This window comes from Mycobacterium sp., from assembly GCF_049683935.1.
Classification (GTDB): domain Bacteria; phylum Actinomycetota; class Actinomycetes; order Mycobacteriales; family Mycobacteriaceae; genus Mycobacterium.
Map to the genome: position 1 here is coordinate 1 of NZ_JBAUJR010000448.1, position 16,857 is coordinate 16,857.

A 16,857-nucleotide genomic window follows, 5' to 3' on the forward strand; every position below is an offset into this window, starting at 1 on the left:
TGCGGGCCAGCGGGGGATGGCCCTGGCTGGCGCCGGGACACGATCCGGGAGAGCTGCTTTCGCTGCTGTCACGCGCCGCCACGCTGTCGGACAGCGAACCGGCCTCGGCGGCCACAGTGTTGCCCGCGCTGGCCGTCGGACACTGCTACCACCCGGAGCCCGATATCGCCGCCGAGCTGCTGGATCGTGCCGAACACGTGGCCGAAGCCACCGGAGATCCCGACGTCCTCGCCGACGTGCTGGTGGGCAGACTCATCACCTACTCCGGCGTGGCCACTTACAGCGAGCAGACTCTGTCCTGGGTGGACCGGCTGGATTCTCTGCGGCACAACAGGTCACGTGAGGACACGGTGATCGCCCACTCGGTGGCGACGATGGCGACGATGAACCTGGGTGACGTCGCCGGAGCTCGACGGCATCTGCGGGCGGGAATCGCGGGCAGCGAGGACCTGAAACTTCCGGTGCTGCGTGCCCAATTGCGATGGATGGAGGCCGTATTGGCGATGTGGGCCGGCGACTTCGCCGAAGCCGAGCGCCATCACGGGATCGCTGTGCACGTGCACGAGCAGACCGAGCTCTACGAAGCGGGCAGCGGGTTGTTGGCGTCGGCGTCTTTGCTGCGCGAGCGGGGCGGACCGCTCGACCCGAGCTGGAACAACCTGCACGCCAGCCAGGAGACGGGAGGCCAGGGCATGGTCGGAGTGGTGCGCACCGCGCTGCTCACGCTGGCCACCGGTCCCGAGGCTCGCGCCGATGCCGCCGCCACGCTGCGTGCCTGTGTCCACGACACCGGCCGCAGCCACATCTGGACCACACTCGGCCATCTGACGCTGCTGGCGCATCTGAGCGCCGACCACGAACTGCCGGAGTTCACCGAACCACTTCTGGTGGCGCTCGCCCCGTTTCGGGACCGGATCGCGGTGCTCGGCCAGGTGGGTCTCGCGGGACCGGTCTCTCTGGCGACCGCCCGGCTGCATGCGTTGCGTGGCGATCGATCCCGCGTGCTCGAGGACGTGGCGCTGGCGCGCGGCATCGCCGAGCGCACCGGTGGCGTGCCCACGCTGCTGCGGTGCCGGTTGTTGGAATGCGAACTGACCGAATCCGGTTCCGAGCGTTCGCGTCTGGCCCGTGCGCTGGCGGCGGACGCGGCGCAAGCAGGCATGTCGGAACTGGGCCAGGCCGCAACAGCCCTGCTCTGAGCTGCCGGTCCGCCGCTGTTGGCCATTGCTCTGAGCCGCCCAGCGGAGGACGATGAAGTGGTCCGGCGGCGCCGCTGTGACGCTGCCGCGGACCATGGAGGCAGAACATGTACGCACGCAGTTTCACCATCCACGCGCGACCCTCGACGATCGACGCCGGCATCGCCTACATCCACGACACGGTGTGGCCTGCGCTGAGCGGTCTCGACGGCTACGTCGGGTTGTCGTTGCTGGTGGACCGCCTCAACGGGCGATGCATCGCCACGACGGCGTGGCAATCTACGGAAGCTCTGAAAGCGAGCCGTGAGGCCACCGCCGAGTTGCGGGACCGGACCGCGGAGATCCTCGGCGGCAGCCCCACCGTCGACGACTGGGAGATCGCAGCGGTGCACCGCGACCATCGCTCGGCCCCCGGAGCGTGTGTGCGGGTGACGTGGGCCCGGGTCGAACCGGAGTTGGCCGACCGGGCGATCGACGGTTACCGGCTGGCCACCATCCCCGCACTCGCCGAACTCGAGGGCTTCTGCAGCGCCAGCCTGCTCGCCGACCGCGAATCCGGCTTCGGCGTGGCGTCGGTGACCTTCGACAGTGGCGAGGCGATGAGGCGCAGCCGAGGGGCGACCGATGCGATGAAGGCCGCGACCGTCCGCGACGCCGGCGCCGAGATCATCGACGAGGGTGAGTTCGACTTGGTGCTGGCGCATCTGCGGGTGCCCGAGATGGCCTGACCCCACAGGCGCCGCTTGGAATTTTCTTGGATCGCGGCTTCAAGTGCCTGCCAAGTCCCGTCGGTGATGCTGTGTGCCGACACCAGGACTTGGAAAGGCACTTCGATGACAGCACCAACGGACCTCACTCCTACCGACCTCACTCCTACTGAGGCGCTCCACACGTTGCGCGACCACGTCGCCACCCATGTGGCGCTGCCGGGGGAGCCCGGCTACGAGCGGTGTACGCCGTGGAACGTGGCGGCCCCCGTGACACCGGCGGCGGTGGTGCTGGCGACGACGCCGGAGGACATCGCCGGCACCGTCAGGTTCGCCGCCGCGCACGGCTACACGGTCACCGTGCAGGCCACCGGGCACGGTGCGGTCGGGGTCGGCGCGAGCACGATCCTGGTGCAGACCTCGGCGATGAAGCACTGCTCGGTGGATGCGGTCAATCGAACGGCGCGGGTGGAGGCGGGGGCGCGCTGGGAGGACGTGATCGACATCGCCGCCCCACACGGTCTGGCGCCGCTGTGTGGTTCGGCGCCCGGAGTCGGCGTGGTCGGGTACCTCACCGGCGGTGGGATAGGGCCGCTGGTCCGGACGGTGGGGCTGTCGTCGGATCACGTGCGCGCGTTCGACGTGGTGACCGGTGAAGGCACGCTGCTGCGCGCCACCCCCGACGAGAACGCGGACCTGTTCTGGGGTCTGCGCGGCGGGAAAGCGACGCTCGGCATCGTCACCGCGGTGGAGATCGATCTGCTGCCGATCGCGCAGTTCTACGGCGGCGCAGTGTATTTCGATGGTGCTGACACCGAAGCGGTGCTGCACGCGTGGGCATCGTGGAGTGTGGGTCTGCCGGAGACGGTCAACACGTCGCTTGCAGTGGCTCAGCTGCCGCCGCTTCCGGGAGTGCCCGAGGTGCTGGCCGGCCGGATGACGGTCGCGGTGCGCTACACGGCAGTGGGGGACTTCGACGACGCCGAACGGCTGCTGGCGCCGATGCGGGCCGTCGCCACCCCGGTGATGGACACCGTCGGCGTGCTGCCGTACGCGGCGATCGGCGCGGTGCACGCCGACCCGGTGGATCCGATGCCGATCAACGAGGAGCAGGCGCTGTTGTCTACGCTGCCGGCCGAGGCTGTGGACGCGCTGCTTGCGGTCGCAGGCCCGGGTTCGGGCTCGCCGCAGGCGATCGTCGAGTTGCGGCTGCTCGGGGGAGCGCTGGCGCGTGAGCCGCGGCATCGCAGCGCGTTCTGTCAGCGCAATGCCCTGTTCTCGGTGGCGGTCATCGGTGCGCTGATGCCGGAGATCGCCGACTACGTGGTCGGTCACGCGTCCGCTGTAGTGGAGGCGGTCGCCCCGTGGTCCACAGGCGGGCAGATGGCGAACTTCGCAGCGTCTTACGACCCGGCACGGCCCGCGCGGGTGTACAGCGACGACACCCGCCACTGGCTGGCCGCGCTGGCCGACCGCTACGACCCGGCAGGCGTGCTGGCGACGGGTCAGGTGATCCGCACCACACGTTGACCCCGCTGATGCTCCGCGAGCGCGCGTGCCTGCCCGCCGACACGCCGTAATTCGTGTGCAAACGCGCGCGGTCGCGGTCCGCGAAGGTGTCTGAACAGGCGATTTGGAAGGGCTGCGCCTGCATGGGTAACCTTGCGTTCACCATCGCGGGGTGGAGCAGCTCGGTAGCTCGCTGGGCTCATAACCCAGAGGTCGCAGGTTCGAATCCTGTCCCCGCTACTAGGTAAGACGGCCCTCGGAGACTTCTCCGGGGGCCGTTTTCATGCCATTTGTGAACGTCAGGCAGGGCGGCCGGACTCGACTCGACTGACTGACGCCCTGTGGATTACCCAACAGCCCCTCCGGGCGGGCTGTCTCATTCTGTCGACGTTTGAGGCCCATCGTCTCCCGTCTCATCGAATGCCCTCCGTTGGGTTGGACGAGCAGCCTCGGGGGCACACCGGTGCAGTAGTTGTGGGTCGTCTGAAAAATGAAACGACGGAATCAACGGCAAAGAAGGTTGCACCATAGGAACGTTACGGCCGAAGGAGGGAATCGCTGCCGAACTCGCCGATGACGCGGAACGCGACGAAGAAGTGTTAGCTCCAGGCACTCCTGGTACGGAAGGATCGCACCCCGTAGAGGTGCAGGAGGCCCTCAATGTTCCGGGAACTGCCACTGAAGCGGCACCTGCGAGCAATCCGTCTGAGCAGCCGCCGCTTCCAGACTTCAACTCTTAGGCAAAGCTCTAGGGCGCGTGTCGGGGACGGAACGGACACGTTTCCGGGCCAGTCGCCACGGGTGAAAAAGTAGACTGCCCAACAAGATTGGATGGGTGATCTCTGTCGGATACAGGGTCTCGATTCGGCCCCTGTACGGGTCGCTGGATCAGAAGTGGTACTGCGACACGGTGTTGGCGTCGGCTTCCAGCGCGGAATTCCCGACGAAGACGTTGTCGTAGCCGTCGAGCTTGGTCAGCGAGTCGTAGCCGGGGATGTTGAGATTGGTGCCACTCTCGATCTTCTCGCCTTGGGTAAGCATCAGCGCGATCTGCAGCTGCGCTTCCGCGGCCATCGCCGGATCCCAGAAGAAGATTTTGTCTATCGAGCCATCGGCGAAGTACGGCGACGCCACGGAGGGAACCGCCGTTCCCATCACGCATGTCCGGTCCTGCAAGCCCGCCTCTCGTACGGCACGCGCGATTCCCGGTGCATCAGTGCTCGACGCGCCCTGAAAGCCCTTGAGGTTCGGGTACTTCACCAGTAGCTCGGTGGCCTTCGCGAACGCGGTCTGCAAGTCGTTGGCAGTTTCGATCGGGCCTTCGACGCGGGTCATGCCGGGGAACTCGGCCAGCTGCGTGTCATGTGCGGAGTTCACCCATTGCATGTGTGTCGTCATGGTCACGCTACCGACGAACTGGACGTAATCGCCCTGCCCGCCCATGCACTGGGCGAGACTTTGCATGGTCTGTCTGCCGAAGTCGGCGTTGTCGATGGCCTCGATGTCGATGTCGGCGTTCTGAATTCCGGTTGCTTCGTGGGAGACGACGGTGATGCCCTGAGCCCTAGCTTGGCCGAGAACGTCCTCCAAGGCGTCGACCGAGTTGGGCACTACGGTGATGGCGGTCGGGTGGCGTGGGATCAGGTCCGCGATGAGCTGAACCTGCTTCTGCGGGCTGGTGTCATCTCCACCCTCTTGGCTGGTCTGAACGCCGGTGCGTGTCGCGAAATTCTCGACACCCACGGCCATCTGGTTGAACCAGGGGATGCCCTCGACCTTGACGACGTTGACCATCGTCATCTCATGAGGGTCCGGGGAGGCGTTGGCGACGCCGGTGGACGCGCCGATCAGCGTGACGGTCACGCTTACCGCGCCGAGAAGGGCAGTTCGACTGCGTCGCATTCGCTACTCCATTCGTGGACCCCGCGGGGGTTGAGTATCAGACTGGCCCACTTTGGTCCTCGGCCGACGAAGATTGCTGTCTTCCGTTGCCGGTGACCGGAATTCGCCACGATTTTCGCAGGCAACGACCTGTTCGGCTCGCCGAGTAGCGCCAGCGGGTAGCAGACGGTCCGGATAACCGGTAGCGAGGATGGTGGCGAGCAAGGGCGACGTCGGTGAAGGACCGGGGGCCATCGGCTTGTGACTCGCGGAATCCTGGCGGAGGCGGTTCTGTTCGTTCAGTCGCTCATCGCTCATGATGATTCGCCGCAGACTACCGACCACGTCACGCCAGAGTCCGATCGTGGCGAAGCATCTGAAGTTGTTTCAACGCGGACGTGGGAGCCGGCGTTAACTCCGGCGCGCAGCGCGACGACGGGGTGCGGCGCTCTGGTTCGCGTTAACGTGGTCAATCAGCAACTGTGCCATGGCTTGTCGTTGCGGTTCGGTCGGAAGCGATACGTCGGTGACCATTTGGCCGACCATCAATCCCACGGGTGCGGCCCACAAGAGGTCGGCGATGGCGGCGGCGTGCGGTGAGGGTGCGCCTACGAGCTTGGCGATGCGCTCAAGTCCCGGCTGGAGATCGGCGAGTTGCTCGACCGCGAGGGTGGATCGCAGTGATCGCGTGGCGATCAGTATTTCCATCGCGGTCATGCTCGCCGGGTTGAGGAAGGTCTTCCAGGCGGCGTCGGCCAGGGCCGTCATCCGCTGGTCAGGGTCTTTGATTCCCTCGACTTCGTCGGCGAGTTCGTTCGTCGCGGTAACCAACGCGGCGATGGCGTGATCGATGACAGCGGTGAGAAGGCCGTCACGATCCCCGAAGTGGTATTGGACGACGCCGGTACTGACGCCGGCACGTTCGATGATGTGACGGGTGCTGGCTGCGGCGAAACCCTCTTCGCGAATGCAGCGGATGGTTTCGTCGATGACCAGCTCCCGCGTGCGGTCGGCACGCTCCTGGTTTTTGTGCCGCGTTCGCCGCGGAGTTGTCCCGCGTGGACGTTGCGTCGTCATCAGGCGGTGGTCCTCACCCATGCCGCTGCTGTCCTGGCGCCACTGTCGTGAGGGGGCTCGTCTTGCCCGGCGCATAGCGGCCAAGCAGGCGGGGTGTTGTCCGGGAGCCGCACACGATGATCCTATGCGGGCTCGGAGTCTGGATCGGCGTACGGCACCGGTGTGGTCAATTCCGCCGCGGGCTGAGCATCAGGTCGACCCAGTTCTCGGCAGAATTCAAACCGGTCTGTGCGGCGTTGAAGACGCCAATGTCTCCGTCCCGGTCCTGGAAGAGACCGTTGGCGGGGTCGTAGGTGGCCACATCAGGAGCGGCGGGACGGTCGGTTACGTATCCGGCTGGATTGGGCGCCTCGGCCGGCAGAGGCGCAATTGGTTCTGCAGGTCCTCCGGGCCCGGGACCGGGCGGTGGCGAGTTCTGACCGTAGGGCGGCACATCGAAGTTCGGTGGCGGGTTATAGGGCAGTGGTGGCGGCTGCGGTCCAGGTGTCACCGGGGGCACCGGCAGCGGGAAGGGGGCGAACTCGGCGGGACCGGGCCCAGGCGCGACGCCCGGTGGCAGCTGGACGACGGGAGCTCCCGGGTCGTAGTCGGCGCCGGGCGGGATGTAGGGATACTTATTGGGAGGCAGAATGTTTCGCGGATCAGTGATCGGCGTGTCCTCGGGCACGGCGGGTCCGCGCCAGGCTTGATTGCCGATGGGGACGTAGCCCGCGGGGTCACGGCACAGTGCGACCGTCGGAGCGCGCTTGCCGGGGAACTCCTGGCACGGATAGTTGCGGGCGCCTCGTACGACCGACGACGAGTTCTGGGGGACTTTGCAGTACATGTCGGTAGGTAGATCGCGCAGGGTCTGGTCGCCCGGAGACCGGATCTGGGTGGGCGGGGTGAAGCCGACGTTGCAGGGTGGAGGGTCTCCGAGGCCCAGTTTGAAGTCGACCTTCGCGCCTTCGTCAGGGGGTAGCTGCTGGGCTGAGCTGAGCAGCGCAGCGGTCACGGCCGGTAGGACGACGAGGGTGTGTTCGATCGACTTGTGGTAGATCACCCCGATGCGGCCGAAGTTGGCGAGGTTGGCGGCCAGCATGGGGAATGAGGGGCGGATCCCGTTGACTGTCTGTGTGGCCGATTCGGCGGTCGCTGGTGCGGTTTGCAGCAGCGTGCGTAGCTGTGGGTCGGCAGAGCGCAACTCGGTGGTGAAGCGGGCGAGCCCGTCGGCGAGCGAGGTGATGTTTTGCCCGCTGCGGATCTGCGCGTCCAGGAACGGGCCGAGTCGGTCGATCAACACGGTGGTGTCCTCGCTGGACGCGTTGAGTACTTCAAGCAGGGCCTTCGTCGAGCCGATCAGCCGCGACACCTCGGGGCCGGCGCCGTCGAAGGCGGTCGAGGTTTCGCGAAGCACCTCATCGAGCTTGCTGTGGTCCAAGGAGTTGACGAGGTCTTGGGCTTCGCGCAGAAGTCCGGCGACGTCGCCGCTGAGCACGGTATGGGATCGGTCGATGACAGATCCGTTGCGCAGCGAGGGACCGTCTGTCGCTTCAGGGGCAGGGATGAGATCGACGTATAGCTCGCCGATGGCCGAGACGCTCTTGGCGGCGGCGGTGACGTCGGCGGGGATCGCGGTGTCGGAGTCGAGCCGCATGTGGACGTGGACGCTGAGATCGTCGGTCAGCGTCACCGAGGTGACACGTCCGACGGTGGTTCCGCGGTAGGTGACATTGGAATTCGGATACAGTCCGCCGCTCGCGGCGAAATCGGCTGTCACCGAATAACGTCCGATCCCTAGAGTCTCGGGGACGCGGAGGTAGAAGACGGCGACGAGGCTCATCGCGATGGCGGTGACGATGGCGAAGATGCTCAGTTGCCACCGGACGAGGCGGGTGAGCATCAGCGCGGACCTGTGGTCGTCGGTGCGGCGGGTAAGTCGAAGGGATTGGCCGCCTGCCCGGACAGGTCGGCCTGTTCGCCGATGAGAAAGTCCGGGGTGGTGATGATCTCGCTGAGGTGCTTCATGTTGGGATCCAGCGGTGAGGTGGTGAAGATATTCTCCCCGAATCGCCGTTGGGTGAGGTCCAGGGTGGCGATCGCGTTCAGGTAATCCCCACGTACGGCTTGTTTGATGCCGGTCTGCGGGAAGGGGTAGGTGACAATGAAGGGCAGCCCGTCGATGAGTTCTTGGGCGTGCTCGTTGAGGGGTTTGACCACGGCATACGCGTCGATGAGGTCAGCGGCGATGTCGTTCTTGGTTTGAGCCAGGATGCGTGCGGCGATGTCGCTGATGCGCCGTAGCGCGGCGAAGGTGTCGACGATTCGCCCGGCGTTGGCGTTGAGGGTGCGGGTCGCTTCCGGCAGCGCTGTCAGCGCTTCTGTGATGACGGTGTCGTTGGCGGCGAATTTCGACGCGACCCGGTTGATGGATTCCATCGCGGAGATGAGGTCGTCGCTCTGGCGGTCGAGGGCTGCGGTGAGGTCGGCCAGTTGGGGTAGCAGGTTGACGAATTGGCCGCTGCGACCTGCGACGGCGTTGTACAGCTCGTCGGTGATGTCTTGCAGCGCACCGAGGTTGCCCTTGTTGAGGACGACTCCGAGTGCGGAAAGCACTTCTTCGGTGCTGGGGTAGCGGCCGGCACGCTGTTCGGGGATTGTGGCGCCGTCGGCAAGGGCCCCGGTGGGTGGTTCGGTCGAGGGCGAGCCAAGTTGGACGTGCTGTGACCCGAGCAGTGAGGTTTGCCCGACGGTGACGGTGGCGTTGGCGGGTAGGTGCACTACTGAACTCAACGAGAGCTGCAGCGACGCATAGAACGTGCCGTCGGCGCGCTGCATCACCTGCTGGCCGGACACACTACCGACGGTGACGTCGTCGACCAGGACCGGCGAGTTCTGGGGCAGCGTCGACACGTCCGGTAGTTCGACGGTCACGGTGAACGACCCGGCGCCGTGCCCGACAGTGCCCGGCAAGTTGAGTGAATTGATACCGCCGAAGGAGCATCCGCTGACGACGAGCAGCGTCGAACCGAGAGCGGTGAGCTGCCTGAGGCTGCGTGTCCGGGTTGGTGTGCTCATCGTCCCGGCCCCGTTGCCGATTGTTGTTCGGGTGCGGGTGGGGAGGATGGTGATGTCGGCGGCAGGAGCAGGCTGGCCAGATCGGTTCCGGGCGGCACGGTGGGTGGGGTTGTTCCGGGCAGTGGTTGCCATTGCAGCTGTGACAGTGGAGTTTGGGCCTTGGCCTCGGTGGCCGGAGTGTCATAAACCATCTGCCCCTTGTAGGCGGTGATGGTGTTGATCGGGTGGAACAGCACCGGCGGGAAGTTCATCATGATTCTCTTGAGGACCGGTGCCATGCGTTGGCGGCAGATCTCGGTGCGCTTGTAGTAGTCGGGCGTGCCTGCGGCGTCGAACACTCCGGCGCACAGGAACTGCACCGGGTTGGCGAAGTTGGGTAGCGACAGGATCGCCCCGATCGACCCTTGGGCGGGGTTGTAGATGTTGTAGAAGTTGGACAAGCCGTTGGGGGCGACGTGCAGTACCTGTTCGATGTCTTCGCTGCGTTCGGTGAGCAGGGAGGTGAAGTCGGTCAGTTTCGTGGCCTGGCCGCTGATGACGGTGTTGTTGTCGTTGAGGAAGGTCTTGACCTCTGCCAGAGCGGAATTGAGAGCCCCCAGCGAGTTGGCGAGGTCGGTTGAGCTGTCGGCGAAGACTTGTGACAGGGCGGCGATGTGGCCGGTGAACTGCACGATCTGGTCATTGCTGCTGGACAGAGCGTCGACCAGGGTTCGCAGATTCTTGACGGTGCCCACCAGATCGAAACGGGAATCTCCGAGACGTCCGGCGGTCTGGGACAGTTCGCGGACAGCGTTGCGGAAGGACTGTCCGTTGCCGTCAAAGGTGGTCGCGGCTTGATCGATCGCGGTGCTCAATGGCCCCTGCAACGTTCCGTTCTGTGGGCCGAGTTGAGCGGCCAATTCGGTGAGTTGGTCTTTGACGTCATCCCATTCGACGGGCACGGCGGTGCGCTCGGCGGGAATGGTGGCGTCATCGGCAAGCGTCGCACCGGTGGTGTAGACGGGGCCCAACTCGATGGTGCGTGCCGAGAGCAGGTTGGGTGCGACGATGATCGCCGACACGTCGGCGGGCACGGAAAAGCCCGGACGAATGGTGAACGTGATCTTGGTGTGCGCGGGTTCGGGAGTGATGCTGGTGACCGATCCCACTGGGACGCCCAGGATTTCGACATTGTCGCCGGGGTAGAGCCCGACTGCCGAGGCGAAGTATCCCGTGACGGTCAGCGGTGCAGGGCGTGGCCAGCCGACGATCAGGCCGCCGATGAGGGTGCCTACGAGGACGATGAGCAGGGCGGTGCGCGGAGAGCGGCGCCGCAATGTGGCGCGGAGTTTGGTCATGGTGACTTCGGCCTGATGATGGCGCGGTCGTTGATGAAGCCGCGCAGAAAGTCGGCGAGGCTGTCGGGAAGTTTGCCAGGTTGGAAGTAGGCGTCGAGCAGGACACCTCCGATTGACGGAGGTGGCACGCCGAATACGTTGGCCTGGAAGCCTGGTCCCGATCCGACGACCTCGCCGAGCGCGGTGGCGTAGGCCGGGAGCCGGGTCAGTGCCGCCGAAATGTGTTCGCGGCGTTCGTTGAGGTTGTCCAGGACGAGGTTGAGCTTGGTCAGTGTCGGTCCGAGTTCTGCTTTGTTGTCGTTGACGAAGCCCGACAGTTGGTCGGCGAGGTCCCTGATCCCGGAGATGAGCTGATCGATGGCTTGCCGACGGTCGGCCAACTGGGCGAAGAGCAGGTTCCCGTCGGTGATCAGCGTGTTGATCTGTTGTGATCGGGCGGCGACGACATCGGACAGCGACCTGGCATGCTGAAGCAGTTGTTGCACCTTCTGGTCTCGGTCGTTCACAGCGCGCGAGAGTGTGGTGATCCCGTCCAATGCCGAGCGCAGCTGCGGGGTGGCGTCGCGCATGGCCGCAGTCAGAGTGTCCAGCGCTTCGACGAATTTGGCCTGGTCGAGATCGCCGACGTTGCTTCCGAGGTCTTGAAGGGCGTTGTTGAGGGTGTACGGGGTGGTCGTTCGGGCCAGGGGGATGGCCGTGACGGAACCTGAACCGCGCGGGCTGACCTCGATGGAGCGTTGTCCGAGCACGGTGTCGGTCTTGATGGCCACCAGCGACTGGTCGCCGACGCGGATGTCGCGGTCGACGGTGAACCCGATTTTGGCGGCCTGGTTCGGGATGTCGAGTTCGACGCTGTCGACTTCACCGACGGTGTATCCGTAGATCTGGACGGGATTGCCGGCCACGATGCCTGCGGCATGGGCGAAGTACGCGGTGTAGTGCTGACCACGGGGCCAGAAGGGCAGGTTCGTGTAGCCGAAGGACACCAGTACCAGGCAGGTGACCAGGGTGATGCCGAAGATGCCGGTGCGCAACGGATCTCGGTTCTCAGTCTTACTTGGCAAAGTCGCACCTACCGTTGTTCGACGTCGGCGGTTTCACTGCCGGAAGCAAGATGTCGCTGCCGGCGGGCCCGTTGATTTTGATCTTGACTGAGCAGAAGTAGATGCTGAAGAACGACCCGTAGGCGCCGAGCTGGCTCATCCGGAGATAGTCCTCGGCAAGCGGTTCGATTGAGGCGTTGATGTCTTTCTTGCGATCGTCGAAGACGGTCGCCAGAGGACGTGCGTTTTCGATGACGGCCTGGAACGGGCGGCGTGCGGTGCTGAGGACTTCGGTGAGGTCCCGCTGGGTGGCCGCCAGCGGCTCCAGAGCATTGGCGATAGGGTCGCGTCCTTGTGTCAGGGCGGTGATCAGCTGCTGGAGCTGGTCCAGGCTGACGTCGAGTTCGGTGCTCTTCTGGTCGGCGGCCCCCAGCACGGTGGTGAGGTTGTCGATGGTCTGGTCGATCAGTTCGGTACGGCTGGCGACGTTCTGGGTGAAGTCGGCGGTATTGGACAGTACGGTCGACAGCGTGGCGCCTTTGCCTTGAAGCAGTTCGATCAGGGCGTTGCTGACTTCGTTGAGTTTGGCACCGTCGAGACCCTTGAGGACTGGTCGCAGGCCGCCGAGCAGCGCGTCGAGATCGAGGGCAGGTTCGGTGTTGCTGCGCGGAATCGTCGCTCCGGCGGGCAGCACTCGGAGGTCGCCCGGGCCGGCGAGGATTTCCAGGTACCGGTCGCCTGTCAGGTTCTGGTACCGGATGGCCGCCCGGGTCGAGGTGTGGAGTTGTTGGCGCTTGTCGACGGTGAACGTCACGGTGGCGTGGTCGTCGTTTATGACGATGTCATTCACGGTTCCCACGGGGATACCGGCGATACGCACGTCCTGCCCCGTCTTCAACCGGGACACGGAGCTGAATTCGGCACTGTAGGTGTTGTTGGATCCGAACCGGAACTGACCGAACGTGACGACCAGAGCGGCCAACACAAGCAGCATGACGGCGGTGAAGATGCCGACCTTCAGTCCGATGCGGTGGGTTGCCATCAGTAGTCGTCTCTTTCGGCGTAGGCGCCGTTGAACAGGAACTGCAGTGTCGACGGGGCATCGAATTGCAGTTCGGTGTTGGGTTGGTAGGGGACGTAGGCGTTGTCGGTCACCAGAAACGGCGGCCGGTACCAGGATCCGGACCCCTCCTTGGAGGGCAGGTTGGGGAGGCCGCGGCAGTTGGGTCCGCCGGAGGCGTTGACCACTGGCAGACTCTCCGGGTAGGTGTAGACCGCTGAACCGGGGATGAAGCCGGCATTGACGAACAGGGCTGGTTGGACACCGCCGATGTTGGGCCCGAACTTTCTGAAGGCATCCGACAATGACGTGATCAGGCAACCGAATTCGGGGGAGTATTCGCGCAGCACGCCCAAGGGGACGCGCAGCCGCTGGATGGCGGCGATGAGGTTGTCTTCTGCGGGCGCCAGGGTGTCGGCACCGACGGTGGCCAGGCCGGTGGCGGCGAGAAGGGTAGCGCTGAGGTTGTCGCGCTCGTCGACGATGGTTGCGCTGAGCGTGGGAACGTTGCCCAGTGTGGATACCAGGTCGTTGGCGGCCGCGTTGTAGATGTCGCCGGTGGTGGCGAGCTGCTGCAGGCGCGTCTGCAACGTCGGCAGGTGCGGGTTGAGCGCGCCCAGGAAGTCACCGAGTGTGGACAGCCCGGCACCCAGGTCGTCTCCGTTGCCCCGCAGGCCATCTCCTAGTGCTGTCATCGTGGTGTTGAGTTGGACCGGATCGATCTTGTTCAAAGTGTCGAGCAACGTTTGGAACAACGTGTTGACCTCGACGCTGACGTCGGAGGCCTGCAGGTGCGCACCGGTAGCGAGTCGGTCGGCCGTGGGCTGCGCAGGGGGAAGCAGCTCGACGGATTTGGCGCCGAAGATCGTGCTGCTTGCGATCCGCGCGGTGACATTGGCCGGCAGCTTGGCGAGCTCGTCGGTGCGGATGGCCAACGTCAGTTCGGCGGACGCGCCGTCGTAGGAGACGGCGGAGACTCTGCCGATCGGCACCCCGAGAAACTTCACTTTGGCATCGCGATCCATCACCAAGCCCGCCCGCGATGACGTCAAGGTCACGGTGGCCGTGGAAGTGAAGGCACCCTGGTAGCCAAGGTATGTGACAGCGGTCGCAGCCATCAAGCCGACGGTCAAGATCGCGGCAGCCGCACGCACTTTCGTGCGTCGACCCCAATGCCTTGCCACCGCACGCCTCTCTGTTGGAGATGAAAATGTCCTCTGGGCAGTCGAGGACAGGATGGATACCGTCGCAGCGGTGTGGCAGCGGTGACGAAGCCACCAGCAACCGAGCGGGCGGACCGCGCCGCCACCACTCCCTTCGTCGAACCTTTCAAAAACTATCGACTGTTATAACATCACACGTGATATAAAACTAGTGTCGGCGGCTCACACAGCGGGGCAAATCCCTGAGGCCGGCGAAGCGGACGCCCCAGTCCTCGACCTGACCATCGGCAGATAACCATCCTCGACGCGGAGGCCTCGCCATGACCGAGACGATCAGACACGACGGGGGAGGGAAGGCGCCGTCACGGCGCGGGTTCTCCTCACTGCAGAAGTCCTTATTCGGCATTCTCGCCTTCTTTTTCGCCATCCATCCGGTGTTCTGGTACCTCGAGATGCATGCTGGGGTCCCGCAACCGGTGGCTTCGACGGTGATGGTGGTTGTCGTCGTGGGTTGCTTCGTGGCGGCCCTGGTCATGCCGTGGCTGCGCGTCGGAGACCGTCGCGACTGGACACGTACCGATCGGCTGGGCGCAATGGTGATCGTGTGGGTCTTCATCGCCCTCATTCCACGATTCATCTGGGAGCTGCCGTGGCTGTTTTTCTTCGATCAGATCGTGGAGGGCGTCGAGAAGGGCTCGTTGTGGACCTACATGTGGGCGCCCATCCTGCTTGGCGGTGACGCCCGCTACCTCAACGGTGACCCGCTGATCGTCTGTATGGAATGGATCGCGCTGTTCGTCGGGGTGTTCGAAGCCTATGCCCTGTTCCAGTTCTTTCGGAACGGCCGCCGCTTCACCAACATTCAGCTTTCGTTGATCATGGCCGGCATGATTGTCGAGGTCACTCTGCCCGCTGTGTATTTCGGTGTGGAGATTGCCAACAACCTCGAAAGCATGTCCTCGCCGGCCGAGATGTGGGTCAAATTCGTCCTCATCAACGTCTTGTGGTGCACCATGCCGTTGCTCACGTACTTCTGGGGTGTGCGCAGGCTGGTCAATCAGGACCTCGAGGTGCGGTTCTGACCGCGGATCGACGCCACCGCCACAACCCGGGGCCACACGGTCATGTGGTCCAGTCAGGCTCATCGCAGGTCACCGGGGCCGCATGGGTGCACCTCTGTAGGAGCCGGGTAGGTCGATGACTGCCGGCGAGGTCGAACTGCCGCTGCATGCAACGTCACGCTTCGGCTGCGGTCCGCAGAACCAGGCCGGCATTCGCCTGCGCGTACTGCGCCGCAACGATCAGCTGTAATCGGAGGTGCAATTCGATGAGCGCTATGCCGGTGGCGTTCTCGTTTGCCTGAAAGGCAAATCACCTTGCCGCGCTGAAACAGCCGCGCCGACACTGTCCACATGAGTCAAAACACTCAACTGTTCCACGACGAGCAGTTCGCCAGCGACTACATCAATCATCCACCGCGGTTCATGCCGGGATATCGTGAATTCCACCGGCTGGCAGCCGTCCTCATCAGCGAGCGAGCGCCGGCGAACGCCAGCGTGCTCGTGCTCGGCGCCGGCGGCGGCCTGGAAATGAAAGCACTCGCTGAGGCGCGGCCCGAGTGGACGTTCGACGGCGTCGACCCCGCGGCACCCATGCTTGCGGTCGCAAGGGAGACCCTCGGTCCGTTGGTCACGCGCGCCCGACTGCACGAGGGATACATCGACGACGCGCCGGCCGGACCTTTCGACGCGGCCACCGCCCTGCTGACACTGCACTTCCTGCCTTTGGACGAGAGGCGTCGCACTGCCGCCGAGGTGCGACGCCGGCTGGCGCCGGGTGCGCCCTTCGTGGTTGCGCACATGAGTGTCCCGCAACCCGATGCGACTCAGCGCGCGAAGTGGTTGTCCCGCTATGCAGACTACGCAGTCGACTCGGGGATCAGCCGGGAGGACGCTGAAAAGATGCGCAACACAGTCAATTCCGACGTCCCCTTCCTGACTCCCGATGAAGATATGGCGATCCTGGCCGAGGCCGGATTCTCCGACGTCACCGAGTTCTACTCGGCGTTCACCTTCCGCGGCTGGGTCGGTTACGCCTGACCGATGTGTTGGTCCTTCTTCTTGCCGCGCCGCGGTATCTGCGGCACGCCCGCGAGGAGACCGCGCTGCGGCACCCCCATGATCGGCTCGGCAGCGGCGCCGAGTTCGGCCAGGATGTCGTTGGCGGCCAGCACACCCGACATCGCCGAGCGCTCCATCAGCCCGGCGAGGTAGGGCAGTTCCACGTAGTCCCCGGCAAGCCGCAGTCCGCGCGCATCGGTGCGCACGCCGGGTCGGGTCCCTGAGGATCCGGGCGGGAACGCCGGCGCGGTGGCTTCCAGCCTGTCGTGCCTGTGCAGGACAACCGCATCGGCGGTCTCGGGCCAGAGCACGGCAAGCTCGTCGCGCATGGCGTTCGCCGCCTCATCAGCGTCGTGCAGGCGACAGGAGTAGGAGTGCAGTTCGATCACCGATCCGCCGGTGGCTCGGGCCCATTGGATGCTGGGATCTTCCAGCCGGGAGTACACGGCGATCGAGTCGAGGTTCGGTTGTCCGCTCACGGCGCTGAACGCGGCCCGTTCGGGCGCGACGTCGCGGTCCAGCCAGATCCGACTGACGGCGAACGGCGGTGCCACGCGCAGGCTTTCGCACTGAGCGGCGAGCAGAGGGGCGGAGGCGGCGGTCGCCGAAGAACCGGTGACGAGCGCACGCAGCGCTCCCGGGTCGAGCGCGAGGACCAGGTGCCGGGTCGTCAACGCGCCGTCTCCGGCGTCGACGTGCCAACC

The 16,857-nt window shown here is 65.1% G+C and carries 13 protein-coding genes, 1 tRNA gene and 1 pseudogene; 6 read left to right on the forward strand and 9 right to left on the reverse strand.

The features are described 5' to 3' along the window. The 4 genes and pseudogenes from WA965_RS25065 to WA965_RS25080 form a co-directional block, all read left to right on the forward strand. Nucleotides 1-1,199, forward strand: a pseudogene (locus WA965_RS25065) (BTAD domain-containing putative transcriptional regulator); the annotation flags it as partial. A gap of 107 nt (nucleotides 1,200-1,306) precedes the next feature. Next, nucleotides 1,307-1,927 carry a hypothetical protein gene (locus WA965_RS25070; RefSeq protein ID WP_526298115.1) on the forward strand — a complete coding sequence of 207 codons (621 nt, stop codon included), beginning with the start codon at nucleotides 1,307-1,309 and terminating at the stop codon, nucleotides 1,925-1,927. 105 nt (nucleotides 1,928-2,032) lie between these two features. After that, entirely contained in the window at nucleotides 2,033-3,436 is a 1,404-nt protein-coding gene (locus WA965_RS25075) for an FAD-binding oxidoreductase (RefSeq protein WP_526298117.1), read from the forward strand. A 145-nt stretch (nucleotides 3,437-3,581) separates the two neighbouring features. After that, nucleotides 3,582-3,655, forward strand: a tRNA-Met gene (locus tag WA965_RS25080). Nucleotides 3,656-4,303: 648 nt separating this feature from the next. On the opposite strand, the gene WA965_RS25085 is transcribed toward WA965_RS25080, so the two are convergent. The 8 genes from WA965_RS25085 to WA965_RS25120 form a co-directional block, all read right to left on the reverse strand. Then, on the reverse strand, nucleotides 4,304-5,317 hold the full coding sequence (locus WA965_RS25085; protein WP_526298119.1) for a substrate-binding domain-containing protein: 1,014 nt from the start codon (nucleotides 5,315-5,317) through the stop codon (nucleotides 4,304-4,306). A 390-nt stretch (nucleotides 5,318-5,707) separates the two neighbouring features. After that, nucleotides 5,708-6,373, reverse strand: a complete 666-nt coding sequence (locus WA965_RS25090) for a TetR/AcrR family transcriptional regulator (RefSeq protein ID WP_526298121.1) — start codon at nucleotides 6,371-6,373, stop codon at nucleotides 5,708-5,710. 166 nt (nucleotides 6,374-6,539) lie between these two features. Next, nucleotides 6,540-8,255, reverse strand: coding sequence for an MCE family protein (locus tag WA965_RS25095; protein ID WP_526298123.1), 1,716 nt, complete (start codon nucleotides 8,253-8,255; stop codon nucleotides 6,540-6,542). Beyond that, the gene (locus WA965_RS25100) at nucleotides 8,255-9,430 is read right to left on the reverse strand and encodes an MCE family protein (protein ID WP_526298125.1); all 1,176 of its coding nucleotides are present in this window, start codon (nucleotides 9,428-9,430) and stop codon (nucleotides 8,255-8,257) included. Before WA965_RS25100 ends, WA965_RS25095 begins: the two co-directional genes overlap by 1 nt. After that, on the reverse strand, nucleotides 9,427-10,767 hold the full coding sequence (locus WA965_RS25105) for an MCE family protein (protein WP_526298127.1): 1,341 nt from the start codon (nucleotides 10,765-10,767) through the stop codon (nucleotides 9,427-9,429). Before WA965_RS25105 ends, WA965_RS25100 begins: the two co-directional genes overlap by 4 nt. Then, nucleotides 10,764-11,831: an MCE family protein gene (locus WA965_RS25110; RefSeq protein ID WP_526298129.1), complete on the reverse strand. Its 1,068-nt coding sequence runs from the start codon at nucleotides 11,829-11,831 to the stop codon at nucleotides 10,764-10,766. Before WA965_RS25110 ends, WA965_RS25105 begins: the two co-directional genes overlap by 4 nt. Beyond that, nucleotides 11,821-12,852 (reverse strand): MCE family protein, encoded by a 1,032-nt coding sequence (locus tag WA965_RS25115; protein WP_526298131.1) that lies wholly within the window; start codon nucleotides 12,850-12,852, stop codon nucleotides 11,821-11,823. Before WA965_RS25115 ends, WA965_RS25110 begins: the two co-directional genes overlap by 11 nt. Continuing rightward, nucleotides 12,852-14,054, reverse strand: coding sequence for an MCE family protein (locus tag WA965_RS25120; protein ID WP_526298133.1), 1,203 nt, complete (start codon nucleotides 14,052-14,054; stop codon nucleotides 12,852-12,854). Before WA965_RS25120 ends, WA965_RS25115 begins: the two co-directional genes overlap by 1 nt. Nucleotides 14,055-14,353: 299 nt before the next feature. Here WA965_RS25120 and WA965_RS25125 point away from each other — a divergent pair, with 299 nt between their 5' ends. Continuing rightward, a complete protein-coding gene (locus tag WA965_RS25125; RefSeq protein WP_526298135.1) occupies nucleotides 14,354-15,115 on the forward strand; it encodes a hypothetical protein in 762 nt (253 codons plus the stop codon). Nucleotides 15,116-15,445: 330 nt separating this feature from the next. Then, nucleotides 15,446-16,132 (forward strand): methyltransferase domain-containing protein, encoded by a 687-nt coding sequence (locus WA965_RS25130; protein WP_526298137.1) that lies wholly within the window; start codon nucleotides 15,446-15,448, stop codon nucleotides 16,130-16,132. Here WA965_RS25130 and WA965_RS25135 read toward each other — a convergent pair. Next, on the reverse strand, nucleotides 16,123-16,857 hold a 735-nt coding region (locus WA965_RS25135), incomplete at its 5' end, for an FAD-dependent oxidoreductase (protein WP_526448182.1). The genes WA965_RS25130 and WA965_RS25135 overlap by 10 nt on opposite strands.

Coding starts and splice junctions, on each gene's coding strand:
- WA965_RS25070 (WP_526298115.1), top strand. CDS start 1,307: ATGTACGCACGCAGTTTCACCATCCACGCGCGACCCTCGACGATCGAC.
- WA965_RS25075 (WP_526298117.1), top strand. CDS start 2,033: ATGACAGCACCAACGGACCTCACTCCTACCGACCTCACTCCTACTGAG.
- WA965_RS25085 (WP_526298119.1), bottom strand. CDS start 5,317: ATGCGACGCAGTCGAACTGCCCTTCTCGGCGCGGTAAGCGTGACCGTC.
- WA965_RS25090 (WP_526298121.1), bottom strand. CDS start 6,373: ATGACGACGCAACGTCCACGCGGGACAACTCCGCGGCGAACGCGGCAC.
- WA965_RS25095 (WP_526298123.1), bottom strand. CDS start 8,255: ATGCTCACCCGCCTCGTCCGGTGGCAACTGAGCATCTTCGCCATCGTC.
- WA965_RS25100 (WP_526298125.1), bottom strand. CDS start 9,430: ATGAGCACACCAACCCGGACACGCAGCCTCAGGCAGCTCACCGCTCTC.
- WA965_RS25105 (WP_526298127.1), bottom strand. CDS start 10,767: ATGACCAAACTCCGCGCCACATTGCGGCGCCGCTCTCCGCGCACCGCC.
- WA965_RS25115 (WP_526298131.1), bottom strand. CDS start 12,852: ATGGCAACCCACCGCATCGGACTGAAGGTCGGCATCTTCACCGCCGTC.
- WA965_RS25125 (WP_526298135.1), top strand. CDS start 14,354: ATGACCGAGACGATCAGACACGACGGGGGAGGGAAGGCGCCGTCACGG.
- WA965_RS25130 (WP_526298137.1), top strand. CDS start 15,446: ATGAGTCAAAACACTCAACTGTTCCACGACGAGCAGTTCGCCAGCGAC.